This window comes from Dyella sp. Tek66A03 (assembly GCF_052567735.1).
Window position 1 is genome coordinate 4,109,241 of sequence record NZ_CP199584.1, and the last position, 23,275, is coordinate 4,132,515.

23 protein-coding genes and 1 tRNA gene are annotated in these 23,275 nt (G+C 64.3%); 12 read left to right on the forward strand and 12 right to left on the reverse strand.

Going from position 1 to position 23,275, the window contains the following annotated elements:
- Window positions 1-188: 188 nt before the first annotated feature.
- The 3 genes from metF to ACT01B_RS18340 all read left to right on the forward strand — a co-directional run bounded on the left by metF (window position 189) and on the right by ACT01B_RS18340 (window position 2,727).
- The gene (metF, locus tag ACT01B_RS18330) at window positions 189-1,016 is read left to right on the forward strand and encodes a methylenetetrahydrofolate reductase [NAD(P)H] (RefSeq protein ID WP_445144639.1); all 828 of its coding nucleotides are present in this window, start codon (window positions 189-191) and stop codon (window positions 1,014-1,016) included.
- Between the two features lie 43 nt (window positions 1,017-1,059).
- Window positions 1,060-1,689 carry a DUF4124 domain-containing protein gene (locus ACT01B_RS18335; RefSeq protein ID WP_445144640.1) on the forward strand — a complete coding sequence of 210 codons (630 nt, stop codon included), beginning with the start codon at window positions 1,060-1,062 and terminating at the stop codon, window positions 1,687-1,689.
- 120 nt (window positions 1,690-1,809) lie between these two features.
- A complete protein-coding gene (locus tag ACT01B_RS18340) occupies window positions 1,810-2,727 on the forward strand; it encodes a branched-chain amino acid transaminase (RefSeq protein ID WP_445144641.1) in 918 nt (305 codons plus the stop codon).
- Window positions 2,728-3,054: 327 nt separating this feature from the next.
- On the opposite strand, the gene ACT01B_RS18345 is transcribed toward ACT01B_RS18340, so the two are convergent.
- The 7 genes from ACT01B_RS18345 to ACT01B_RS18375 form a co-directional block, all read right to left on the reverse strand.
- Window positions 3,055-4,338, reverse strand: coding sequence for a sensor histidine kinase (locus tag ACT01B_RS18345; RefSeq protein WP_445144642.1), 1,284 nt, complete (start codon window positions 4,336-4,338; stop codon window positions 3,055-3,057).
- Window positions 4,322-5,008, reverse strand: coding sequence for a response regulator transcription factor (locus ACT01B_RS18350; protein ID WP_266147878.1), 687 nt, complete (start codon window positions 5,006-5,008; stop codon window positions 4,322-4,324). Before ACT01B_RS18350 ends, ACT01B_RS18345 begins: the two co-directional genes overlap by 17 nt.
- 291 nt (window positions 5,009-5,299) lie before the next feature.
- Window positions 5,300-5,785, reverse strand: coding sequence for a hypothetical protein (locus ACT01B_RS18355; RefSeq protein WP_445144643.1), 486 nt, complete (start codon window positions 5,783-5,785; stop codon window positions 5,300-5,302).
- Window positions 5,786-5,977: 192 nt separating this feature from the next.
- On the reverse strand, window positions 5,978-6,469 hold the full coding sequence (locus ACT01B_RS18360; RefSeq protein ID WP_445144644.1) for a hypothetical protein: 492 nt from the start codon (window positions 6,467-6,469) through the stop codon (window positions 5,978-5,980).
- 94 nt (window positions 6,470-6,563) lie between these two features.
- Window positions 6,564-7,472: a 30S ribosomal protein S6--L-glutamate ligase gene (gene rimK / locus ACT01B_RS18365; protein WP_445144645.1), complete on the reverse strand. Its 909-nt coding sequence runs from the start codon at window positions 7,470-7,472 to the stop codon at window positions 6,564-6,566.
- Entirely contained in the window at window positions 7,469-7,924 is a 456-nt protein-coding gene (locus ACT01B_RS18370; protein ID WP_445144646.1) for an ATP-dependent zinc protease family protein, read from the reverse strand. The genes rimK and ACT01B_RS18370 overlap by 4 nt, the downstream gene beginning before the upstream one ends.
- Window positions 7,925-7,981: 57 nt before the next feature.
- Window positions 7,982-8,055: transfer RNA gene (locus ACT01B_RS18375), tRNA-Gly, on the reverse strand.
- A gap of 245 nt (window positions 8,056-8,300) precedes the next feature.
- Here ACT01B_RS18375 and ACT01B_RS18380 point away from each other — a divergent pair.
- The 5 genes from ACT01B_RS18380 to ACT01B_RS18400 all read left to right on the forward strand — a co-directional run bounded on the left by ACT01B_RS18380 (window position 8,301) and on the right by ACT01B_RS18400 (window position 14,998).
- Window positions 8,301-10,538, forward strand: coding sequence for a DUF6600 domain-containing protein (locus ACT01B_RS18380; RefSeq protein WP_445144647.1), 2,238 nt, complete (start codon window positions 8,301-8,303; stop codon window positions 10,536-10,538).
- 81 nt (window positions 10,539-10,619) lie between these two features.
- The gene (gene thiS / locus ACT01B_RS18385) at window positions 10,620-10,820 is read left to right on the forward strand and encodes a sulfur carrier protein ThiS (RefSeq protein ID WP_445144648.1); all 201 of its coding nucleotides are present in this window, start codon (window positions 10,620-10,622) and stop codon (window positions 10,818-10,820) included.
- Between the two features lie 326 nt (window positions 10,821-11,146).
- On the forward strand, window positions 11,147-11,947 hold the full coding sequence (locus ACT01B_RS18390; protein WP_445144649.1) for a thiazole synthase: 801 nt from the start codon (window positions 11,147-11,149) through the stop codon (window positions 11,945-11,947).
- A gap of 279 nt (window positions 11,948-12,226) precedes the next feature.
- Entirely contained in the window at window positions 12,227-12,943 is a 717-nt protein-coding gene (gene trmB, locus ACT01B_RS18395; RefSeq protein WP_445144650.1) for a tRNA (guanosine(46)-N7)-methyltransferase TrmB, read from the forward strand.
- A gap of 237 nt (window positions 12,944-13,180) precedes the next feature.
- Window positions 13,181-14,998: an SLC13 family permease gene (locus tag ACT01B_RS18400; RefSeq protein WP_445147528.1), complete on the forward strand. Its 1,818-nt coding sequence runs from the start codon at window positions 13,181-13,183 to the stop codon at window positions 14,996-14,998.
- A 16-nt stretch (window positions 14,999-15,014) separates the two neighbouring features.
- Here the strand turns inward: ACT01B_RS18400 and ACT01B_RS18405 are convergent, their stop codons facing one another.
- The gene (locus tag ACT01B_RS18405) at window positions 15,015-15,359 is read right to left on the reverse strand and encodes a Rieske (2Fe-2S) protein (RefSeq protein ID WP_445144651.1); all 345 of its coding nucleotides are present in this window, start codon (window positions 15,357-15,359) and stop codon (window positions 15,015-15,017) included.
- Window positions 15,360-15,455: 96 nt separating this feature from the next.
- Here ACT01B_RS18405 and ACT01B_RS18410 point away from each other — a divergent pair, with 96 nt between their 5' ends.
- The 3 genes from ACT01B_RS18410 to yedA all read left to right on the forward strand — a co-directional run bounded on the left by ACT01B_RS18410 (window position 15,456) and on the right by yedA (window position 17,783).
- Window positions 15,456-15,707 (forward strand): hypothetical protein, encoded by a 252-nt coding sequence (locus tag ACT01B_RS18410; RefSeq protein ID WP_445144652.1) that lies wholly within the window; start codon window positions 15,456-15,458, stop codon window positions 15,705-15,707.
- 135 nt (window positions 15,708-15,842) lie between these two features.
- Window positions 15,843-16,724 carry a methylated-DNA--[protein]-cysteine S-methyltransferase gene (locus ACT01B_RS18415; RefSeq protein WP_445144653.1) on the forward strand — a complete coding sequence of 294 codons (882 nt, stop codon included), beginning with the start codon at window positions 15,843-15,845 and terminating at the stop codon, window positions 16,722-16,724.
- A gap of 138 nt (window positions 16,725-16,862) precedes the next feature.
- Window positions 16,863-17,783, forward strand: a complete 921-nt coding sequence (gene yedA / locus ACT01B_RS18420) for a drug/metabolite exporter YedA (RefSeq protein WP_445144654.1) — start codon at window positions 16,863-16,865, stop codon at window positions 17,781-17,783.
- Window positions 17,784-17,817: 34 nt separating this feature from the next.
- Here the strand turns inward: yedA and ACT01B_RS18425 are convergent, their stop codons facing one another.
- The 4 genes from ACT01B_RS18425 to ACT01B_RS18440 all read right to left on the reverse strand — a co-directional run bounded on the left by ACT01B_RS18425 (window position 17,818) and on the right by ACT01B_RS18440 (window position 22,332).
- Window positions 17,818-19,134 (reverse strand): ABC transporter permease, encoded by a 1,317-nt coding sequence (locus tag ACT01B_RS18425; protein WP_445144655.1) that lies wholly within the window; start codon window positions 19,132-19,134, stop codon window positions 17,818-17,820.
- A gap of 10 nt (window positions 19,135-19,144) precedes the next feature.
- On the reverse strand, window positions 19,145-20,311 hold the full coding sequence (locus tag ACT01B_RS18430; RefSeq protein WP_445144656.1) for an ABC transporter permease: 1,167 nt from the start codon (window positions 20,309-20,311) through the stop codon (window positions 19,145-19,147).
- Window positions 20,312-20,321: 10 nt separating this feature from the next.
- Window positions 20,322-21,008, reverse strand: coding sequence for an ABC transporter ATP-binding protein (locus ACT01B_RS18435; protein ID WP_445144657.1), 687 nt, complete (start codon window positions 21,006-21,008; stop codon window positions 20,322-20,324).
- 76 nt (window positions 21,009-21,084) lie between these two features.
- A complete protein-coding gene (locus tag ACT01B_RS18440; RefSeq protein ID WP_445144658.1) occupies window positions 21,085-22,332 on the reverse strand; it encodes an efflux RND transporter periplasmic adaptor subunit in 1,248 nt (415 codons plus the stop codon).
- 232 nt (window positions 22,333-22,564) lie between these two features.
- Between ACT01B_RS18440 and ACT01B_RS18445 the strand changes: the two genes are divergently transcribed.
- Window positions 22,565-23,251 carry a fumarylacetoacetate hydrolase family protein gene (locus ACT01B_RS18445; protein WP_445144659.1) on the forward strand — a complete coding sequence of 229 codons (687 nt, stop codon included), beginning with the start codon at window positions 22,565-22,567 and terminating at the stop codon, window positions 23,249-23,251.
- Window positions 23,252-23,275 lie beyond the last annotated feature (24 nt).

Below are 23,275 nucleotides of genomic sequence, written 5' to 3' on the forward strand. Positions count from 1 at the left end.
GGCATGACTGATTCGGGGCAAGTCTGGTGGGCACCCCCTGGGCCGCACATGATCTAGATCAAGCGCGACGGGTAGGGCTCAGGCGCGGTTTGTCGCAGGTCTTTCCCTTGTCGCGGCCTGCTGAGACATCTCTATATCGCGAAAAAGAGATATATAATTCCAGCACCGCCACTTTCGGACCTGTCGCGATGCCGCCCATCAGCTTTGAGTTCTTTCCGCCCAAGACTGACGAGCAGCGCGCTCAGCTCGACAAAGCCGCGGTGCTGCTCAAGTCACTGTCCCCGGAATATGTGTCGGTGACCTTTGGTGCGGGTGGCTCGACGCTCAACTACACGGGCGAAACGGTGCACCGGCTGCACAGCACGCATGGCCTGAATGTGGCGCCGCATCTGTCCTGCGTCGGCGGCACGCGCGCCGAGCTGGCCGAATTGCTGGACAGCTATCGTGCAGCGGGCTACCGACGCCTGGTGGCGCTGCGTGGAGACCTGCCCTCGGGCATGGCCTCGCCTGGCGACTTCCGCTATGCCTCCGAACTGGTGAAGTTCATCCGCGAACATTCCGGCGACCACTTCCATATCGAGGTGGCCGCCTATCCGGAAATTCACCCTCAGGCCGATGATGCGCTGGCCGACCTGCGCCACTTCAAGGCCAAGATTGATGCCGGCGCCAACGGCGCGATCACCCAGTATTTCTTCAACGCCGATGCGTACTTCCGTTTCGTCGACGATGTACGCCGCCTCGGCGTGAAGGTGCCGATCGTGCCGGGCATCATGCCGATCTCCAATTTCACCCAGCTCAAGCGCTTCTCCGACATGTGTGGCGCTGAAATTCCCCGTTGGATCGTCAAACGCATGCAGGCCCATGGCGACGATGGGGCATCGGTGCGCGAGCTTGGCGCTGACGTGGTGGCGCAGCTTTGTCGTCGGCTGCTGGAGGGCGGCGCTCCCGGCCTGCATTTCTACACCTTGAACAGGGCCCAGGCGACGCGGGCGATACTGGATCGACTGCACGGTTAAGCAGCCTGGGCGGGCGTATGCTCGTTCGATGCTGTCTACGCGTATGCGCCTGTTGCTTCTGCTGCTTCTGCTACCGATGAGTGCGGCGGCCCAGGAGGGTATTCATCACTGCATGGGGGCGGACGGAAACCCCGTGTTCACGGATCAGCCCTGTGCGGCGCTGCAGGCGACGCCAGTGGCCGATGCCGCGGCCGCCAAGGCCACCAACGCCACCAACGCCACCAACGCGATCCCGCCACAAGAACAGTCCATAGCCCCACCCGTGCTATGTGCGGCGAGCGTGCCCGAGCTCCGCCAGAGCGTGCTCGAAGCGTTCAGCCGGCACGACCCAAACCGTTTAGCCGGGCTGATGCTGTGGGGCGGTTATGGGCATGCCGCCGTCGTCGCCGATATCCGTTCCATGAGCGAACTGATGCAACGCCCGTTGCTGGATATCGGCGACACCTCGGAGGAAGCAACACCGGCGCCGTCCCAGTCCAGCGACTTGGGCAGCCTGGAGCGTTCGCTGGATCCTGCGGCGGCCCCGGCGCCTTCCGCCGTACCTGCCCCGCCGCCCGCCGATCGGCAAATCGTGGTACGCACGGCGGCCAGCGATGGCAGCGGCGTGCCCCACGAAACGCACTACGCCGTGGTGCGGCGTTTCGGTTGCCTTTGGTTGCGTAGCCGCGGCTGAGCCCGCTGGACTGCTGATTTCCCCACGCTCCTGGCAGCTTCCAGCAGGCCTCCGGAGAAGGCGTCAAACCGCCTCGGCACGCTGCGAGTTATCATGTCGCGATTTCCCCGGAGAACCGACATGGCGCAGCAGTACCCCGACTGGATCTGGCAGAACGGTGCCATCAAGCCCTGGCAAGAGGCGACCACCCACGTCATGGCGCATGCGCTGCATTACGGGTCTTCGGTGTTCGAAGGCATCCGCAGCTATGCCACGCCCGATGGCGCGGCCATTTTCCGTCTCACTGACCATCTCAAGCGCCTGTACCAGTCGGCCAAGATCTACGACATGACGCTGCCCTACTCGCAGGACGAGCTGGCCGCTGCTTGCCGCGACGTTGTCCGCAAGAACGGCCTCAGTGCGGCGTATCTGCGCCCGGTGGCCTATCGCGGACTGGGTGGTTTTGGTCTCTCGGCCGAAACGCCGATCGATGTGGCCGTGGCCGCGTGGCCGATGGGTCCTTACCTCGGTCCCGAGGCGCTGGAAAACGGCATCGACGCCTGCGTGTCGAGCTGGCAGCGCTTTGCGCCGAACACCATTCCCGCTGGCGCCAAAGCCGGTGGCAATTACCTTTCTGGCCAGCTGATCGCGCGCGAGGCTCGCCGTCTGGGCTTCGGCGAGGGCATCGCTCTGGCCTCCAGCGGCCTGCTTAGCGAAGGTGCTGGCGAGAACCTGTTCCTGGTGTTCGACGGTGTGCTGCACACCACGCCGGCCAGCGCTTCCATTCTCGCCGGCATCACGCGCGATACGCTTAAGACGCTGGCGCGCGAAGACGGCATCGAAGTGGTCGAACGCGATCTCCCGCGCGAATACCTCTACCTCGCCGATGAATTGCTGATGTGCGGCACCGCAGCCGAGATCACGCCGATTCGCTCGGTGGACGGCAAGCAGATCGGCAGCGGCAAGGCTGGCCGCGTCACCCGTCGTTTGCAGGAGTTGTTCTTCGGCCTGTTCACGGGCAAGACCAACGACCAGTGGGGCTGGCTGGAATCGCTCTGAACGTTTGACCGGGCCATCAATGGCCCGGAAGGACATTCCCAGAGCTGAAGCCCACGGCCAAAGGCAAAACCCCCTGTAGGAGCGCACCCTGTGCGCGACAAACCGGCAGGATGGCCGGTTTGCACAGCGCCAGCTGCCCGCAGGGCGAGGGCCAAGGATGGCCCGAGTGATAAGCCAACGGAGCGGTAACACCGTGATCGCGCACAGGGTGCGCTCCTACAACGGCGGGTCCCTGCGCTGTCACCCAGGTTTTGGCACGTCTGTTACCTATGTCTCGGGTCTTGCCAGGGGTTGACCAAAGACCTTGAAAGGGCTGGGTTTCAGGCCTTACCCGAAGACGATGCTGGCGATGGCGCCATTGGTGTCGGTGCGTGGTCGCATCGACACGTCCCAGCCGTACAGTTCGCACAGGCGACGCACGATCGCCAAACCCAGTCCCGCGCCGCTGCCGCCCGCGCCTTCACCACGCACGCCGCGCTGGAACAGTCGCTCGGCGTCCTCCGGCTTGATGCCGGGACCGGTATCGATCACTTCGATGCGATTGGCGCTCACTTCAACCGTCACCATACCTTCCATGGTGTATTTGATCGCGTTGCCGATCAGATTGGTCAGCGCCACCGAGAGCACCGAGGCCGGCGCATTGATGCTCACCGACTGCTTGACCATCAGCTCGACGCCCAGCGGCTTGTCACGCATCTGCGGACGCTGACTCTCGATCACGTCAGCCGCCACCTTCGCCACATCGGTGGTCTCGCCGCGCGTCGGTCCGCGACGCTCCGCACGCGATAGCAGCAGCAACGCCTCGATCAGCTCCGTGGCCTGGCGCGAGGCGCGCTCGATGCGCTTCAAACGCTCGCGCAACTTATCGGTGAGGTCGGGCGAGCCCTGCAACAATTCCGTGGTGCTCGCGATGACCGCCAGCGGCGTGCGCAACTCGTGGCTTACATCGGAATTGAATTCGCGATCGCGCTCGACCATCGCCGTGAGCCGTTGCGCGTACTCGTCCAGCGCCAGCGCCAGCTCGCCCACTTCGTCGTCGGCGAAATGCGGCGCCAGCAGCTCCGCCTTGCCGTTTTTGCGAAAGTCACGCAGGCGCCGCGCCAGGTCGCTGACTGGCTTCAGTACCTTGCGCGAGAGCCACAGGCCGAGCGCAAGCGAAAGCAGGCCGAACACGAAGACCGCGCCAATGACGCTGACCAGTAGCTGCTGCTTGCCCAGCTCCTCGCGCGACACGTCATAGCGGATAAAGCTGATGATGCCGTTTTCGTGGTAAACGGCCAGCTTGTAGTGATGCCGCTGGCCCTCCTCGTCGGTCTCGAAGATATCGTGCACGCCGTTGGGCAGGTTCTGCCACGAGAGCGGCGCCTTGTAGAGCGTGCGATCGCTGAGCACAGTGCCGGTAAGCAGGCGCGAGCCGCTGGGCGTACCCGGGTGGTCATGGGCCTGCTGGTTGGCCCAATGCGCATCGTCAAGCAGGCTGGCGTTGACCAGCTGATCTTCCACGCGACCGCGGATGTTCAGCGCGGCGATCGCAAACAACGCGCTGAGGCCAAAGCCAAACAGCGCGAACGAGACGACCAGGCGAAACCTGAGCTTACGCCTGGACCGCATCCGGCTCGACCATCCGATATCCGATACCGTGCCGCGTGTGGATCAGCGGCTTTTCAAACGGTTTGTCGATGGCCGCGCGCAGACCATGGATATGCACGCGCAGCGAATCGCTGTCGGGCAACTCCTCCCCCCACACACGCTGTTCCAGATCCTGTCGCGTCACCACCGACGGGCTCGCCTCCATCAGCGCCTGCAGCAACTTCAGGCCAATGGGATTGAGCTGGATCGACTTGCCTTCGCGGGTGACCGTGAGCGTGTCGAGGTTGTAGGTGAGATCGCCCACTTTCAGGACACGGCTTTGCGGGCCCTTGCCACGACGCGCCAATACTTCCAGGCGCGCCGATAGCTCCTGCAGGGCGAACGGCTTGGTCATGTAGTCGTCGGCACCGGATTCGAAGCCGGTCAGCTTCTGCTCCAGTGCGTCGCGCGCCGTCAGCATCAGGATCGGCGTCTGCTTGTGCGCCTCGTGTCGCAGCTTGCGTGCCACGTCGAGGCCGTCCATGCCAGGCAGGGTGAGATCGAGCACGATCACGTCGAAGTCGTGGACCACCGCCAAATGCAGACCGGTGACGCCGTCGCCGGCGAAATCGACCACATGGCCACGATCTTCCAGGTAATCGCCGATGTTGGTTGCGATATCGCTGTTGTCTTCAATCACCAGTACGCGCATGCGTCCTCCATACGCAGCCGGGCTAGGGGCCGGCCGAGGTGGCAAGCTTAACAAGCTTGCATGCGGGAAAGGGGCGCTGACGGACAACAAGCTGAATAAAACGGGCATCGCCAAAGAAAAAGGCCCAGGCGGATCGACTTAGCGTCGTTCGCCTGGGCCCAAGCTACTGCCCCGATACCGTAATCTGCTGTCACCCGACCTCGCGGTTGAAGTGCCACGCAAATTGCAGCGAAACCTTTATAGGGGCCTCACGGTTACACAGTAGTTAACCGGTACTCACTTCGATGTTAACTATTTGCCGCCTTTCATCGTCTGCTGCTGCTTCATGTCCTGCAAATATCGCTGCGCCACCCCGTTTTCTTCCTGGACCTGGCGATTGGTGCGGCAGACTGTCTTGGGAATATTGGAGCCCATCGGCTTGATCTGCTCGCAGACCTCCTTGTCCGCATCGCGCCTGGTCAGGATCGCATTGATCTCAGACTGGTTGTTGTAGAGCGCGACCTTGGACGACGAGTCCATGGCGTCGACGGTGCCGAACTTGTCGTACAGCGACTCCATGTTCGCCAGATTGCGATCGACTGTTTCGTGCTCGGTCTTGTCGACAAACTCGAACCGTCCTCCCGGCCCCATCTGCTGGCGCACGTGATCCGCCACAGCGGCAAACTGATCCTTAGTCTCTGCCTTTACATCAGGCTTGGCCTCCTTGGCTTGCACGGACGCCACTTGCAACAGAACCACCGTCGCCGCCACCAGCGGCAACCAGAGTTTGACCTTCATGCCTTCCTCCCGACCCCTGCCGCACCCCCCCTCGGGGCGCGCCTTGCAGGACCGTCGGATGGTATGCCGCGTCAGGGTCCTGGTCAAAACTTCGTCAGGGGGCCACCGTCAGCGTGTCAGAAAAAGCTGGCTTTCGCGCCCCGCGCGCCGGGCGACGGCGCCCGGCGTGCGCCAACCGACCCGAAGCGGCCGTCAGTGCGAGGGCTGCGGATTCATGGTGTGCAGCATGTCGTCCTTCATCTTGACCGTGTCCCGCCTGTCCCGCTCCATATCGCTGTATTTGCGACAGGTGGTCTTGGGGATCAGCGTGCCCAACGGTGGCGCCGTCTCGCAGACTTCGCGATCGCCATCGCGACGGGTCAGGATCGCATTGACTTCGGACTGGTCGTTATAGAGCTGGATCTTCGAGGGCATATCCATCGCATCGACGCTGCCGAACTTGTCGAATAGCGACTGCATTTGCCCAAGATCTTTCTCGACCGTGGCGCGCTCGCCAGGGTCGACGAATTCGAAGCGGCCCGCTGGCTCCATCTGTTCACGAACGCTATTCGCCACGGTAGCGAACTGATCCTTCGTATCCGCTTTGACGCTGGGGGGTGGCGTTGCCTTTTTCGCCTGAACAGGCGTCATGTGCGCCAAGGCTATCGCGACCACCACCAGCAACGATGAGAGCTTGAGCTTCATCCCGACCTCCCTGGTCCTGCCGCGCCCCAGCGCGGGACACGCCCTGCAGGAGTGAGGAATGCTATGCCCGCACTGCGCCCGGGTCAAAAGTCGCCTAGCGACGCCGAGCGGGCGTAGCGGATGCCTGTGGCGAACCCTCAGTTTCGAGCAAGCCAATGATGGCGGCGGCGACATTCACGCCGGTGGCCGCCTCGATGCCTTCCAGGCCGGGCGAGGCATTCACTTCCAGAATCAGCGGGCCGCGCTTGGAGCGCAGCATGTCGACACCGGCAACACCCAGGCCCAAAGCCGAGGCGGCCTTCACCGCGATGCGGCGCTCTTCGGGGCTAAGGGTGGCCGGGCTGGCCGTGCCGCCGCGGTGCAGGTTGGCGCGAAACTCGCCGGGACTGGCATCACGCTGCATGGCGGCGACGACTTTCTTGCCCACCACGAAGCAACGCAGATCGCTGCCCTTGGCTTCGGCGATGAACTCTTGCACCAGAAAGTTGGCATAGAGGCCACGAAAGGCCTCGATCACGCTTTGCGAGGCGCTACGCTTTTCCGCCAATACGACACCTGTGCCCTGGCTGCCTTCGTTGAGCTTGATCACATGCGGCGGCTCGCCGAGTATGGCCAGCACATCGGCGGTGTCGTCAGGGTTGTCGCCGAATACCGTGGCGGGCATGTCCAGGCCCTGGGCCGCGAGCATCTGCAGGCAACGCAGCTTGTCGCGCGCGCGCAGCACGGCGTCGGAGGAATTGGGCGTGTACACGCCCATCATCTCCAGCTGACGCAAGACGGCCGTGCCATAGAACGTGCTGGTGACGCCGATGCGCGGAATCACCGCGTCGATGCCCTTGAGCGCCTTGCCCTTGTAGCGAATCGACATGTTGCCGGGCGCAATGCGCACATAGCAGCGCAGCGGATCGAGCACGCGCACGACGTGACCGCGATCGCGCGCCACTTCGACCAGGCGCTGGGTCGAATAGAGCCGGGTGTTGCGGGAGAGAATCGCGATCTTCATGAAACACCCGTGGTCACGACCCAGATCGGTCGTGGCTGTGAATAGGAAAGTGCAGGATCGACCGCAAACCGGCCGAGCAGCGCGGTGCGGCCCAGCAACATGGGAAACAGCATATGCCGCCGATCCGTCAGATTGATGTCGACCGCGAAGCGCTGCCCCGCCACCATGACATCGGTGCGAATGAACCAACGCAAGGTTCGCCGGCCGCCGGTATCCGTCACGGCACGTCGATCCAGCGCGGGCGTTTCGCAAGACACGCCGACCCGATGACGGCCTCCCACATTCACCGCAAAGCGCAGCCAGGTTTCACCCTCGCGCTCGAAGCTTTCCAGCGCGTCCACATGCAGCGAACTGCTGCGCGCGCCGGTATCCAGCTTGGCCTTGAGCAGGGGAATGCCGAGTTCCGGCAACGTCAGACGCTCCCGCCAGCCGAGGGTGATCACATCCGCCATTATCAGCGCACGCCGCAGGGTTACGTGAAAGAAAGCTCGGTGGGGTCGAGAGCAAGTTGGAGCGGGTGAAGGGAATCGAACCCTCGTCAGTAGCTTGGGAAGCTACAGCTCTACCATTGAGCTACACCCGCGGGGTTCGGCGATGGTAACCCGGGATTGCGTAGTATGGGAACCGCCGGCCACAGCCGAACGCGGCATGAACCGGACATGGCGGCCCGCTGAATCACGGGCGGCGATGGACCCGGCAGGTCCTTGCCGATACCGGATCACCCGTCCGCATAATGGCGGCGTCAGCGTCCGCTGGTTCTTGCGCGTTTTAGTGACGGTGAATCCTGCTCGCGCGACATGGGTCGCGCCCTACCCTTCGGAGAACTCGATGCGCGTGTTTCCTGCTTCCCTGACGTCGCCGCGGGGCTGGCGATGGCTGGCGGCGGCCTTGCTGATCTGTGTCGGCGGCCTCGCTCAGGCCCAGGCACAAGCACCGGACGACAGCAGTGCGGGTGACCCGCCGTCGCGCGTGGCGCGCCTGTCCTATCGCAGCGGCGACGTCGGCTTGTTGCCAGCAGGCACGAAGGACTGGGGCGACGCCAGCCTCAATCGCCCGTTGACCACCGGCGACCGTCTTTCCACCGGGAAAGACGCCCGCGCCGAGCTGGAACTGGGCGGCGGCACGCTGCGTATCGCGGACGATTCGGACTTCGGTTTTCTCACGCTCAACGATCAGCTGACCCAGGTGGAACTTACCCAGGGCGCCCTGAATCTCTCCGTGCACGGCCTGGCCGAGGGCCAGAGTTACGAGATCGATACACCTACCGTGGCGCTCGTGGTGGATCAACCTGGCAGCTTCCGTGTCGACATCGGCGACGACGGCAAATCCACGCGCATCATCGCTGCCGACGGCCGAGCCGTCGTCTATGGGGAAGGCAATACACAGCGCAATATCGTCGGAGGGCGCAGCTACGAGTTCGCCGATTCCTCGCTCAATAACGTGGTGATCAGCGATATCAACGGCGGCGACGACTTCGACGCCTGGAGCAATAGCCGCGACCGGCGCTACACACAGGAGCAATCGCAGTCGGACAGCTATGTTTCCAACGAAGTCGTCGGCGGCCAGGACCTGAACCAGTACGGCAACTGGCAGGCCGACCCCGAATACGGACAAGTCTGGTATCCGTCCAATGTGGCGGTGGGCTGGGCACCGTATCGCGATGGCCACTGGGCCTATATCGCGCCCTGGGGCTGGACCTGGGTGGACGATTCACCGTGGGGCTTCGCGCCGTACCACTACGGCCGCTGGGCCCATGTGCGCGGCAACTGGGGCTGGGTCCCCGGCCCGGTCAGGGAGCGACCGGTCTATGCGCCTGCCCTGGTCACCTTTGTCGGCGGTGGTCACGGCGCCCCGGTGGGCTGGTTCCCGCTGGGCCCGCATGAGGTCTACAACCCCTGGTATCACGCCAGTCGCGGCTACTACACCAACGTCAACGTCACCAATATTTACGAGCGTCGCGGCCACAACGTGGTGATGGAGAACATCAACAATCACTACAACTACTTCCGCGATGGCCGGCCGATGCCGAATGAGCACTATGTCAATCGCGAGGTTCCGCACGCCTTTACCGCCATGTCCGGCCAGGACTTCGCGGCGGCCCGCAATGCTCAGCACCACATGGCGGCGATGGACCCGCAGCACTTCGCCGCGGCCCAGGTGATGCCGCGCGGCGCCGGCGTGCAGCCAGGGCAGGCCAGCTTTGCGCCGTCGCGCGCGGCGGCAACTCGCGCCTTGCCGGCGGGCGGCTTTCAGCGCGACGTAGTGGCTCGCCACGCCCCGGCCGCGGCCTTTGCGGGGCGTACCGCAAACACTCCGACGGGTGAGCCGCGCGCCTTCCAGCGCCCGGGCAATGTTCGTCTGCTCAATGGGCAGGGGGAGGGCAACCGCCCAGCAAGTGCCGCCGCACCGAATCGTGCCGTCGAGCCGTCGACGGCGGGACCGGCCGTGCAAGCGGGCGCCAATGGCTCGCGCACGCCCGACATGCGCCAGCCGGCCGTGCAGGACAACGAGCGCGCGGCCACGCGTCCAGGTGACATGCCGTCCGCCCGATTCGCGCATTCGAGGGAGGATAATTCGACGATCGAACGCGCGACGCCGGGCAATCAACCACGCCCCGGCGTGAGCTACATCCCGAGCGCCGAGTCGGATCGCGCACGCATGCAGCCTGCACAGGGCGCGCTGCCCAATGTGCCGCGTGTCGAGCGTGCCCCCGTGAGCCAGGACAACGAGCCACGCTATCAGCGCGAATCCGCCGGCCCGCGTCCCGCGGTGCAACAGCCGCGCAATGCGCCAGCGCCGGGCGGCGAACCCCAGCAGCGCGCATTCCAGGCGCAGCAGCGCGTTTACGAAGCGCCACAACGCAACGTTGAACCGCCGCGCGGCAATCCCGCTCCGCAGCCGCCGCAGCGTGTTTATGAAGCGCCACAACGCAACTATGAACCGCCGCGCGGCAATCCCGCGCCACCGCCGCAGCAGCGCCCACCCCAGAACGCGGGCCAGCCGCATGAGCAGCAGCACAGCCAGCCCCGCAATGAGGACCGCCGCAAGGACGAGCAGCACAACTGACGCCCGTCTCATGTAGCTCACCAGGGCCCGGTCCATGCCGGGCCCTCTTCGTAGCGTGGCGGTAGCCGCTACAATGCACGGATGCATATCACGCTTAACGGCAGTCCACGCGACTGCGCCCCCGCCACGACGGTCGCCCAGTTGTTGCAGGAGGCCGGTTACGGCACCCGCCGGGTCGCCGTGGAAGTGAATCACGAGATCGTTCCGCGCAGCCTGCATGTGAGCCATGCGCTGACCGATGGCGACCAAGTCGAAATCGTTCACGCCATCGGCGGCGGTTGATCGCCGTAAGGGATGCTCTGATCTATTCAACGAGGGTGGCATGATGTCCAGAAAGTTCGCAGGGTGTGGGGCGTGGCGCAGCGCAGGCTGGCTGCCTGCGCAAGCCGCGCACCGCGGCCTGCGGGCTTTCTGGACATCACCCGAAGGGCCGGTTCTGTCTGCCCGCAGCTCCGCGCCGCGCCGTCTCGACAGGCAGCCAGCCTGCCTTCGCCGACGCAGCACGCATCTGCGGGCAGACAGAACCGGTGACCCTCGTTGAATAGATCAGAGCATCCCTATTCCCTGGCGACGCCGATGGGGCGTTGCCCGCAGCCCAAGACATCACGATGAACATCAAGACGCTTGATTCAGCCGATCCGCTCGTCATTGCCGGCAAAAGCTACGGCTCGCGCCTGCTCACCGGCACCGGCAAGTACAAGGATTTCGACGAAACCCGCCGCGCCACCCAGGCGGCCGGTGCCGAGATCGTCACCCTGGCGATCCGTCGCGTGAACATCGGCCAGGATGCCAGCCAGCCCAATCTGCTGGACGCGCTGCCGCCCGAGGAATTCACCCTGTTGCCCAATACCGCCGGCTGCTACAACGCGGTGGACGCCGTGCGCACGTGCAAGCTCGCCCGCGAGCTGCTGGACGGCCACAAGCTGGTGAAACTGGAAGTGCTGGGCGACCAGCGCACGCTGTTCCCCGATGTGGTGGAAACGCTCAAGGCGGCAGAAATCCTGGTGGCGGATGGTTTCGACGTGATGGTCTACACCAGCGACGACCCGATTCTGGCCAGGCGCCTGGAGCAGATCGGTTGCGTGGCGGTAATGCCCTTGGCTGCGCCGATCGGCTCGGGCTTGGGCATCCAGAACCGCTACAACCTGCTGGAAATCATCGAAAACGCCAAGGTGCCGATCATCGTCGATGCCGGCGTGGGCACGGCCTCCGACGCGGCTATCGCCATGGAGCTGGGTTGCGACGGCGTACTGATGAATACCGCCATTGCCGGCGCCAGGGACCCACTGCTGATGGCGCATGCCATGAAGCTGGCGATCCAGGCCGGCCGCGCCGCCTTCAAGGCCGGACGCATCCCGCGCAAGCGTTTCGCCTCGGCCTCCTCGCCGATCGACGGCACCATCGGCTGATTCAAGGGATGCTCTGATCTATTCAACGGTAGTGGCATGATGCCCAGAAAGGCTGCCGGCCGCGGCGCGTGGCGCCGCGCAGGCTGGCTGCCTGGGCAAGCCGCGCACCGCGGCCGGCAGCCTTTCTGGGCATCACCCGAAGGGCCGGTTCTGTTTGCCCGCCGCTGCGCGCCGCGCCGTCTCGACAGGCAGCCAGCCTGCCTTCGCCGACGCAGCACGCAGCGGCGGGCAAACAGAACCGGTGACACTACCGTTGAATAGATCAGAGCATCCCATGGCATGAGCGATACGCACGACCACGACCAAGACGCCGGGCATCCGGACTATATGCGCCGCATCCGCAGCTTCGTGCTGCGCGAAGGCCGCATGACGGCGGCCCAGCAGCGTGCCTTCGACGATCACTGGGCTCGCTATGGCATCGACTACGCCGGCACGCCGCAGGACTACGTTGCCCGTTTCGGTCGCTCCGCGCCGCGGGTGCTGGAGATCGGCTTCGGCAACGGCGAGGCGCTGGCCTGGGCCAGCGAGCACGACCTGGCTCGCGATTTCATTGGCGTGGAAGTGCATGGACCGGGCGTGGGCCGGCTGATGAACGCACTGGCCGCTCGTGATGCCGGCAATGTACGCCTGTACAAGCACGATGCGGTGGAAGTGCTGGAGCACGAGATCCCTGCCGGCACGCTGGCCGAGACGCGCATCTGGTTTCCCGATCCCTGGCACAAGAAGCGCCACAACAAGCGCCGCATCATCCAGCCCGACTTCGTCGCCCTGCTCGCGTCGCGCATGGCACCGCAGGGTCTGCTGCATCTGGCCACCGATTGGCAGCCCTATGCCGAGCACATGCTGGAGGTGATGGAAGCGGCGCCGGACTGGCGCAATGACATCGCTGCCGGCCAGTACGCCGAGAAGCCGGCATGGCGCATCGAGACCCATTTCGAGCGTCGCGGCCTGAAGCTTGGCCACGGCGTGTGGGATCTGCTTTACCGCAAGGCCTAAGCACTTGCTCCCTCTTCCCAACGGGCGACCCGAAGGTAGTCCCTGTGGGAGAGAGGGAATCAAATGCTGTTCCGTTGTGCGGACGCAGTTCACCAGCACTCATCACGACCCGCTTATACTCGCCCCTCAAACAGGGACGAGTCGTCGCAGCGTGAAGCTTCCACTGCCCAGCACCATCCATCGCCAGGCCGCCCGGCAAGGGGACGCGCGCTAGTGGGTCTTTCGCTCACCCCCGAAATGATTCTGGTGCTCGGGCTGGTGGGCTTCACCATGCTGATGCTGGTGCTGGAATGGATCCGCGCCGACATGGTGGCGCTGCTGGTCGTGGTGGCGATCGGCCTTACCGGCCTGATTCCCTCCGAGCGCGTCTTCAATGGCTTCGCCGGCAACGCCGTCATCGCGATCATCGCGATCATGATCATGGGCGCGGGGCTGGACCGTGCCGGTGTACTCACACTCACCGCCAGCTTCGTGATGCGCATGGCGCGTGGCGTCGAATCGCGCCTGGGCCTGGTGATCAACCTCGTCGCCAGCCTGTTCAGTGCGGTGATTCCCAGCCAGGCGCTGGCCGCCTTGATGATACCGGTGACCAGCCGTCTCGCTGCGCGTACCGGCGTGCCAATCTCGCGGCTGCTGCTGCCGATGTCGTTCTGCATACTCGCCGCCACCAACACCACGCTGATCGCGAACTCGCCGCTGATCGTGCTCAACGACCTGGTGGCCAGCGCCAACGCCAACCTGCCCGCGGGTGCGCACACGATTCCCAAGTTCGGCCTGTTCAGCGTCACCCCGGTAGGCTTGGTGCTGGCGCTCACTGGTGTCGGCTTCTTCTACTTCTTCGGCAAGAAGCTTTTGCCCGAGCGCGAGGACGAACGCCTCAAGGTCACGCCCGGACGCACCGAGAGCTACTTTGCCGACACCTACGGCATCGTCGGCGAAACCGCCGAACTTACCGTGACGGCAGAAAGCCCACTGGTCGGCATGAGCATCGGCGAAGTCGAACAGCTTTATGGTGCGCCGCTGATCCTCGCCATCAAGAGCGGCAATGATGCGCGCATGGCGCCGCCAGCGGACCACGTCATCTGGGTCGGCTCCGTGCTCGGCGTGCTGGGGCCGCGCGAACAGCTCAACCAGTTCGCCAACAATCAGCTGTGCAAGCTGTCGCCGCGCATGCGCCAGTTGGGTGAGTTGTTCAATCCTACCCGCGCAGGCATTTCCGAAGCGGTGATTCCGCCCAGCTCGCGCTTCCTCAAGCAGACTGTCGGCGACCTGCGCCTGCGCAAGCGCTACGGCATCTCAGTGCTGGCCGTGAATCGCGGCGACCAGGTGTATCGCGACGACGTGCGCTCGGTGAGCTTGCGCGCCGGCGATACCCTGGTGCTGCATTCCAGCTGGCGCGACCTGGGCCTTGCCACCGAGGACAAGGACCTCGTCGTGGTCACCGATATTCCGAAGGAAGAACAGCGTCCCGGCAAAGTGTGGCAAGCGGTAGGCTTCTTCGTGCTGGCCAAGTGCCTGGCCTTGTTCACCCACCTCGACCTTTCCGTGGCCATGATGACCGGCGCCGTCGGCATGCTGCTCACCGGCGTGTTGAACATGGACGAGGCGTACAAGGCGATCAACTGGAAGACCATCTTCGTCACCGCCTGCCTGATTCCGCTGGGCTGGTCGATGGACGCCACCGGCGCGGCCGCGTGGCTGGCGCAGGGCGTGTTGCAGCACTTGGGCCATACCTCGCACTGGGTCCTGCAGCTGTCGCTGGCCGTGCTCACGCTCATGTTCTCGCAGGTGATGTCGAACGTGGGCGCCACCGTGATGATGGTGCCCATCGCCATCAGCGTGGCCGTGGCCACCGGCGGCAACCCCTCGGCCTATGCGTTGATCGTGGCCGTATCCTCGTCCAACACCTTCCTGCTCAGCTCCGGCCACCCCGCCCTGATGATGGTCGCCGGCCCCGGTGGCTACCGCGCCAAGGACTTCCTCCGCGTCGGCCTGCCGCTCACTACGCTGGTGCTCGTGATCACCTTGGTGGCGATCAACTTGCTGTACCACTGATCGCTCGGCGCACGCTTCAGCCTTCGAGATAAACCTCACCGTCGTCGACCCGCAACGGTACGGCGCGGAGATGCTCGCCACGGCAGGGGCCGCCTACGCAAAGGCCGTCGCTTTCGTTGAACGACGCACCGTGGGCAGCACAGATCAGCAGGTTATCCTTGATGAGGAACTTGCCCGGCGCCCAGTCCAGGCGGCGGCCCGCATGCGGACAGATATTGAGATAGGCACGTACTGCGTCATCGCGACGCAGCACGATCACACTCTCCTCGCCATCACGCAGCACGGCATCGACGGCAATCGCGCCGCCATCGGGAATATCGTCCAGCCGGCATAGCGCCTGGTCGGGGGTAGCTGCATCCATCGGCACTTGCCTCTTTGGCCCTAAGGCCCCATCGTTACGCCTGTAAGTCCTTGATTTTACCACACGGATTTTTAACACATGCGCTTTTCGATGCCCATGCCACGTCGTCCCCGTCATCCGCTGGTTCGTGCCCTGTCGCTCGTTGTCGGGCTCGCCCTGGTCGGTGTGCTGCTGGTGTTCGGCCTGGTCGTTGCGGGTGTACTGCTGATCGGCGGCAGCCTGGTGTTCGCATTGCGCCAGTGGTCTCGTAGCCGCCCGCCAGCGTCCGTGGCCGGTCGCCCGCACCAGCCCGAGATCATCGAGGGTGACTTCGTGGTGCTGAACCAGAGTCGCCACGCGGTGCGTTGAACACCATCGATCGGACGGGCGAACGCCATAGCGTTTGCCCTGGGTGTTCGGTTCACCGTAGTTCTGCGCAAGATCCGGATGGCCACCGGCCCCGACCGCGACTAGCCTGAGGCCATTCGTCTTGCGGATGCCGCCATGACTATACGCAGCGCCACCGATACCGCCTTGGAACATGTCCGCACGCTGGTGGAGCGAGCCGACGAGGCCCCGACCCTGCAAGCGCTGGCCGACGCGGCCAAGCTCAGTCCCACGCATTTGCAGCGCGCCTTCCGGCGTCGCTACGGCATGAGTCCCGCCGAATATCACCGTGCGCGCCGCTTCGGCCAGCTCAAGGCGGCCCTGCGCGATGGCGCCGCGGTAACGGACGCCGTGTATGACGCCGGCTTCGGTTCGGGCAGCCGCGTCTACGAGCACAGCGACCGCTTGCTCGGCATGACCCCGGCCAGCTACCGCGCAGGTGGTGCCGGCGCCGATATCCGCTACACCACCACCGACACGCCACTGGGCCGCTTGCTGGTAGCCACCACGGCGCGAGGCATCTGCTCCGTCACGCTCGGTGACGACGATGCGGAACTGGAATCCCGCCTCGCTGCGGAATTTCCCCAGGCCACGCACCAGCGCGTCGATGCCGGCCGCGAGGAATGGCTGGATGCGGTCATCAGGCACATTGCCAGCGAGCTGGGCTGGAGCGATGCCGAGGCACCCGAACTGCCGCCGCTCGATGTCGCCGCAACCGCCTTCCAGTGGCGGGTATGGGACGCGTTGACGCGCATACCCAGCGGCACCACCAAGAGCTATGGTGAACTGGCCGCCGAGCTGGGCATGCCCAAGGCGGCGCGCGCTATCGGCCGTGCCTGTGGCAGTAATCGCCTTGCCCTGATCGTGCCGTGTCACCGCATCGTGCGCGAGGACGGCTCGCTGGGCGGCTGGCGCTGGGGGGTGGAGCGAAAGCGCGAGCTACTGGCTGGCGAGCAGCGGGACGAGAACCATCACACGCGACATACAGCCGCCGCGTAATCACAGGCGACTTGAGCGCATCTCAAATCAGCCTTGTATAGGTCTCGCTTCTGCCCGCGTCCCGACCGGCCTATGTTATGAGCCCTGTACACTATGGCTTGCATCCACCCCCGCGATGCCTCCTCCCGTTCCGTGCCCATGACCGACTCCGCCATGACATCCGCCGCTGCTGCGGCGCCTGCCTCTGTTGCCGACACGCGCGTTTTCGTGCCACTGGCGCTGTTTGCGCTCTACATCATTTGGGGCTCGACCTACCTCGGCATCCGGTTCGCGCTGGAAAGTTATCCGCCCTTCCTGCTGGCGGGCGTGCGTTTCCTCGGTGCGGGCGTGGCCTTGTTTGCGTTCCTGCGTCTGCGCGGCATGAAAGCGCCGACACCGCGCCAATGGGGCAATGCGGCCTTCACGGGCGTGCTGCTGCTCGGCTTCGGCAACGGACTGGTTTGCTTTGCCGAGCAACGCGTGAGTTCGGGCATTGCCGCCGTGGCAGTAGCAAGCATGCCGCTGTTTGCCGCGATGTTCGCCGGCATGTATGGCGAATGGCCCTCGCGGCGGGAAACGCTCGGACTGGTGATCGGCTTCGTCGGTGTGATCGTGCTTAACCTCGGCAGCGGTCTCGCCGGTTCGCGCATCGGTGCCATCGCCTTACTGGTGGCCGCGATGAGCTGGGCCTTTGGCTCGGTCTGGAGCCGTCGCCAGGACATGCCTGCCGGTCCCATGAACACCGCGGCGCAGATGCTGTGTGCCAGCGTCGCGTTGCTGCTGGTGGGTTTTGTCAGCGGCGAACATCTGCCGGCACATCCCACCCTGCGCGCTACCGCGGCGGTGGTCTACCTCGCCGTATTCGGGTCGATCATCGCGTTCAGTGCTTATCTCTACGTACTCAAGCATGCCCGCCCGGCTCTGGCTACCAGCTATGCCTATGTAAACCCGCCGGTGGCGGTGCTGTTTGGCGTCATGCTGGCGGGAGAACACGTCGGCCCTTATGACATGGTCGGCATGGCGATTATCCTGCTTGGCGTGGGTGCGATCACCCTGGCCAGGCAGCGTCGTAGTGCCTGAAGGAGCGCGGGCAGGTGCCCGCGCTCCGCGATCATCACAGCTCGCGCAACGCCGTGGTTACCGGCAGGCGCGCCGCTCGTACCGCCGGGAACAGGCCGCCGATGAAGCCAATGGCGAGCGCCCATTTCAGGCCGGTCCAGAGCAAGGCCGGCGACACTCTTAGTTCAAAGCTGAGTTTGCCCACGGTGCCGGCCGCCAAGGTCGACGCGCTGTAGCCGTTGAAGATCAGCCAAGCGAGCAATCCGCCGAGCAGGCCACCGATCAGCGCAAGCAACATGGTCTCCAGCATCACGGCGACCACCACGGGCAATCCGGGGAAACCGATCGCCCGCAGTGTCGCGATCTCCCGGGCACGTGCTGCGACGGCGGCAAACATGGTGTTGAGCGCGCCGAACATGGCACCGATCGCCATGATCAGGCCCACCGTGATGCCGACGACACGGATCACCTTGGTCATGCCTTCGGACTGCTTGCTGAAGTAGTCGAGCGTGGTGTTCACGTCCACCTTCAACTGCGGATTGCCGTCGAGTTCGGCCTTGAAAGAGTCGTAGGCCTTGGGATCGGTCAGCCTCACGGTGACCGATGCGCGGCTGCTGCCGCGGCGATAGGTATCCGCCACCACACTGGCATCGCCCCACACTTCCGAATCCATGGCGTCTCCGGAAGAGAACACACCCACCACGGTCCACTGCTGGCTGCCCAGATGGATCGTGTGGCCTGGCTCCAGACCGGCGAACTGCTTTGCCGCGCCTTTGCCCACGACCAGCTCGCGCATGCCCGGCTGGAAGTTGCGTCCTTCGACGATCTTCACATTCGGACGCACCGCCCACGCCTGCTCACTCACGCCGCGCAGCTGGACGCTGCCCTCGTCATCGGCGGTACCGCCCTTGATCGGCAGGTTCGCGGCGACAACGATTTCCGGCGACGCGATTGGCTGGCCCTTGGCGTCTCGTGCAATGCCGGGCGCCTGCGGGATCAGGGTCACGCTGTCGTGATCGAGCACCGACATCACTTCGGCGGCAGAAGAGCCGCGCATCACGATGGCGGTGTCATCGCTACCGGTCTTGCGCAGCGTTTCGGCATAGCCCTCGCCCATCGCAAGCAACGCGACAAGTACGCCGACCACACCGGCAATGCCGATGACGATCACGGCGGACGAACCGATGCGCTGTCCCAGCGTGCTGATACCCACACCGGCTACGGAGGCCGCCTGCTGCCCGCGCCGGGTAAACATCATCCAGCCGGCAAACAGCAGCGCTAGCGCAACCACGCCGTACCAGGGAAGCATCACCCAGATGATCATCACGGCGACGACCAGGAGCAACAACAGAAAATTCGTCAGTGCACTCATGTCGTTCTCCTTAGCGTCCAGCCAGTGCATCGACAATATTCAGGCGCATGGCGCGCCATGCCGGCAAGGCACCCACGAGCAAGCCGATCAGTATCATCAAGACGATGCCGAGTACCCAGCTGCTGCCGCTGACCACGCCAAGATTCAACATGCCGCCGCTGCCAGCGCTGATCGTCGGGATAATCAAGGTGGCCAGGCCAAGTCCAATGCAGCCGCCCAACAACACCAACAGCACGGACTCAGCCAAAACCATCGCCAGCACGCTCTGACTGGAGAATCCGATGGTCTTGAGCACGGCCAGCTCACTGGTCCGCTCGCGTACCGCCTGCATCATCGTGTTACCGGACAAAAGCAACAGAGTGAAGAACACCGCACCCATGATCGAACCTACGATCAGGCCGATATCGGCAAGCTGCTTCATCCAGTTCGCGGTAGCTGCCTGTTCGGTTTGCGTACGCGTCTCGTGATCCGAGTTGGCGGAAATGGCGTCGATCCCCTTGGCCACCCGATCCGCCTGGTTGACGTCGGCCACGCGCGTGACGTACCAGCCAACGGTGCCACGATTGAACGGCGTGGTCTCATCGAAATATTTCCAATGCAGCAGGAGCAGCTGGTCATAGAAACCGCCAGCCTTCTTGTCCTTCGAGTGCAAGATGCCGACGATATCGAAGGTCCAGTTCTTGCTGCCTTCGCGATTGGGGAAAATGGTCGACTGCAACGGGATCTTGTCGCCGACTTTCCAATTAAAACGTTGCGCCAGCTTCTCGCCCACCAGCACACCGGTGCGCGTCTCGTCGAAGGCCTTGCGCTCGGCAGGACTCACTTCGATCTCCGGATAAAGATCAATGTAGTTGGGCTCCACCGCGAAACTGAAGACCTGGTTGTGCGGGTCCTGGTAGGCGCCGCCGAACCAGTTGGCGTAGGTCACCATCTTCACGCCCGGCACCTGCGCAATCTGTGCTTCCAGCGACTGCGGCAAGGTCTGGATGAAGGAGAGCTTGGAGCCGGTCTGAAGGCGCTGCGCACCGTTTGCGCTCTGGCCGGCCTGGTTGAACGAGGTACGCACCGCATCGAGCATGCCGAACAACAGGAATGCGGCGATGATCGATACCAGGGTGAGTATCGTGCGGGCTTTGCGCCGGAACAGCGCCGCCCAGATGAGATGAAGATATTTCATCGCCGCCTCCTCACGCCACGGCCTGTTCGACCAAGGTGCCCTTGTCCAGATGCAAAGTATGGTTGGCGTATTCGGCCGCCTTGGGATCGTGCGTGACCATCACGATGGTCTTGCCATGCTCTCGATTGAGCAGGCGCAACAGGCCGAGCACTTCTTCGGCGGATTGACGATCCAGGTCGCCGGTGGGCTCGTCGCAAACCAGCAGGGTCGGATCCGACACGATCGCACGGGCGATCGCCACGCGCTGCTGTTGGCCGCCGGATAGCTCGCTGGGCTTGTGCGTCGCGCGGTCGTCCAGCCCAACCAGCTGCAACGCGATGGACGCATTCTTGCGGCGCTGCGCACCGGAAAGCTTGGTCAGCAACAAGGGCAGCTCGACATTGCGCTGGGCCGAGAGCATCGGCATCAGGTTGTAGAACTGGAATACGAAGCCGACATGCGACGCACGCCACTTGGCGAGCGACCCGCCGCTGAGCTGGTCGAGTCGTTGTCCGGCGACGGTGATGCTGCCGCCGGTCGGCGCGTCCAATCCGCCGATGAGATTGAGCAAGGTCGTCTTGCCGGAGCCCGACGGCCCCATCAAGGCGAGAAAATCGCCCTCGGCAATATCCAGGTTGATGTGATGCAGCACTTCAACTTTCTGCTTGCCGCGTTCGTACACCTTGGAAAGGTCGCGGGTTTCGATCAACGTGCCCATGCGTGTGCTCCCTATGTGACTACGTGGCATCGCGCGCTGCGATGCGCTCAGTCATACGCCGCGGATCCGTGCCCGCTCAGTCTTTCGGCTTGCCGGTTGCGACTACTCGCATACCATCTTTCAACTCTATCGGCGGTGAAACCACCACCGTGTCGCCGACCTTCACGCCAGCAGGCAGCAAGCGCAAGTCGCCCTGGCTCGACGCCGCCGGCGTGACGGTACGCTGCTGCGCGATCTCATCGCTGACGACGAATACCACCGCGTGGCCATCGCGCTGCGCAATGGCCGGCGCCGGCACCAGTGCACCCCCGGGCGCCTGCGCTATCGGATGGTCCTGCTTCTGCTCTAGGAACGACACGCGTACGCCCATGTCCGGCACGATGCGCAAGTCTTTCTGTTCCAGTGCCACACGCACTTTCACGGTGGCCTTGCCGCGATCGGCGGCCGGCACGATGGCGATGACGTGTGCCGGAATCTTCCAGTCCGGATACGCATCCAGTACGGCTTCGGCGGGCATGTTCGGCTTCACGCGACCGATATACGCTTCGTTGACGTCCACGTCGACTTCCAGCGAATCCATGTCGACGATGGTGCCCACGCCGGTGCGGGTAAAGCCGCCGCCTGCCGAAAACGGCGAAATGATTTCGCCCACCTGGGCATCCTTGGTGGTGATGACGCCATCAAACGGCGCACGGATCACGCAGTAGTCGAAATTGACGCGAGCCACCACCACCTGGGCGTCCGCTGACGCGGCCTGGCGCTGCTGGGAGACCAGTTGTGCGCGGGACGTATCGACCAGCGTGCGCGCCTGTTCCGCCGCCTGCTTCGCTACCAATCCCTTGGTAACCAGCGACTCCTGGCGCTCCGCATCCTTGATGTTCTGCACGAGCTGCGCCTGAAATTGCGCCACCAGCGCATGCGCAGCCGCGGCCTGGGTGCGTGCGGCCTCCAGTGCGGCCTTGTATTGGGCGTCGTCGAGACGGGCCACGATCTGTCCCAGCTTGACGTGATCGCCTTCTTCGATCAGCACGTGGGTCAAGGTGCCGGTGATCTGAGCCGATACCGTCGCCTGGCGCCGTGCCGTGACATAACCGGTGGCTTGCAGCACGGCGCCAGCGCCGGCATTCGACGCGGGCGACTGTGCCACGGCGGTTTGCACCTCGAGCGGGCGTCGACCGGTCAACCACCAGCCGCCGAGCCCGAGCAGCATCAATACGACGAGGACAACAGCGACGATCCACGGCCAACGACCCGGTCCCTGGCCATGCTCCTCGCGCTGATGCTTCTCGATGCGCAGTTCCTTCAAAAGATCCGTATTCGCCACTAATGCTCCCCGCCGCCGGCTGCTGCCGGTTGCTCAATGTACAAACCATGATGGAGCGGCCGCTTCGCAGCCAGGGCGCGCCATCAGGCATTGACGATGACAGCTGTCACACGCGGCCTGCCGCCGAGTAACCCCGCCGTTTGTACTCGCAAGTTCATCCGGAGAAAAGCTGACGTGAAACTTGCCTCCTCGCTGGGAGCCAGCCAGCCTGAACTGCTAATCTTGCCGGGCCATGTCATACGCCATCACGCCCCCCACGATTCCGAGCCTGCCGATCCTTGGCAGCGACCAGCGTTTCCCCGTCCGCCGGGTGTTTTGCATCGGCCGCAACTATGCCGAGCACGCCCGTGAAATGGGCGCGACCGTGGACAAGGACACGCCGATGTTCTTCTGCAAGCCGGCCGACGCCATCGTCGCCGACGGTGCGGACGTGCCTTACCCGCAGGCCACCCAGGACCTCCATCACGAAGTGGAAATGGTGGTCGCGCTTGGCGCCGGCGGTCGGGATATTCCGCTGGAGCGCGCCGCCACGCTGATCTGGGGCTATGGCGTGGGCCTGGACCTCACCCGCCGCGACCTGCAGGCGATCGCCAAGGCCAAGAGCCACCCGTGGGATGTGGCCAAGGGGTTTGATCACTCCGCGCCGGTATCCGCCTTGCGGCCGGCCGATCAGGTCGCCTTGAGCGACGGGACCACCCTGAGTCTGAGCATCAACGGCCAGCAGCGCCAGCAGGGCCGACTCGGCGACATGGTGCATGGCGTGGCGGAGATCATCGCCATCCTGTCAACCTTGTTCGAACTGAAGGCCGGCGACCTGATCTTTACCGGCACGCCGGCGGGTGTGGCCGCGCTGCAGCGCGGTGATCGTTTCCATGCCGAAGTCGCAGGCGTGGCCACGCTGGACGGACAGGTCGTCTGAATCGCGCACATGCTTGCCGGGCTC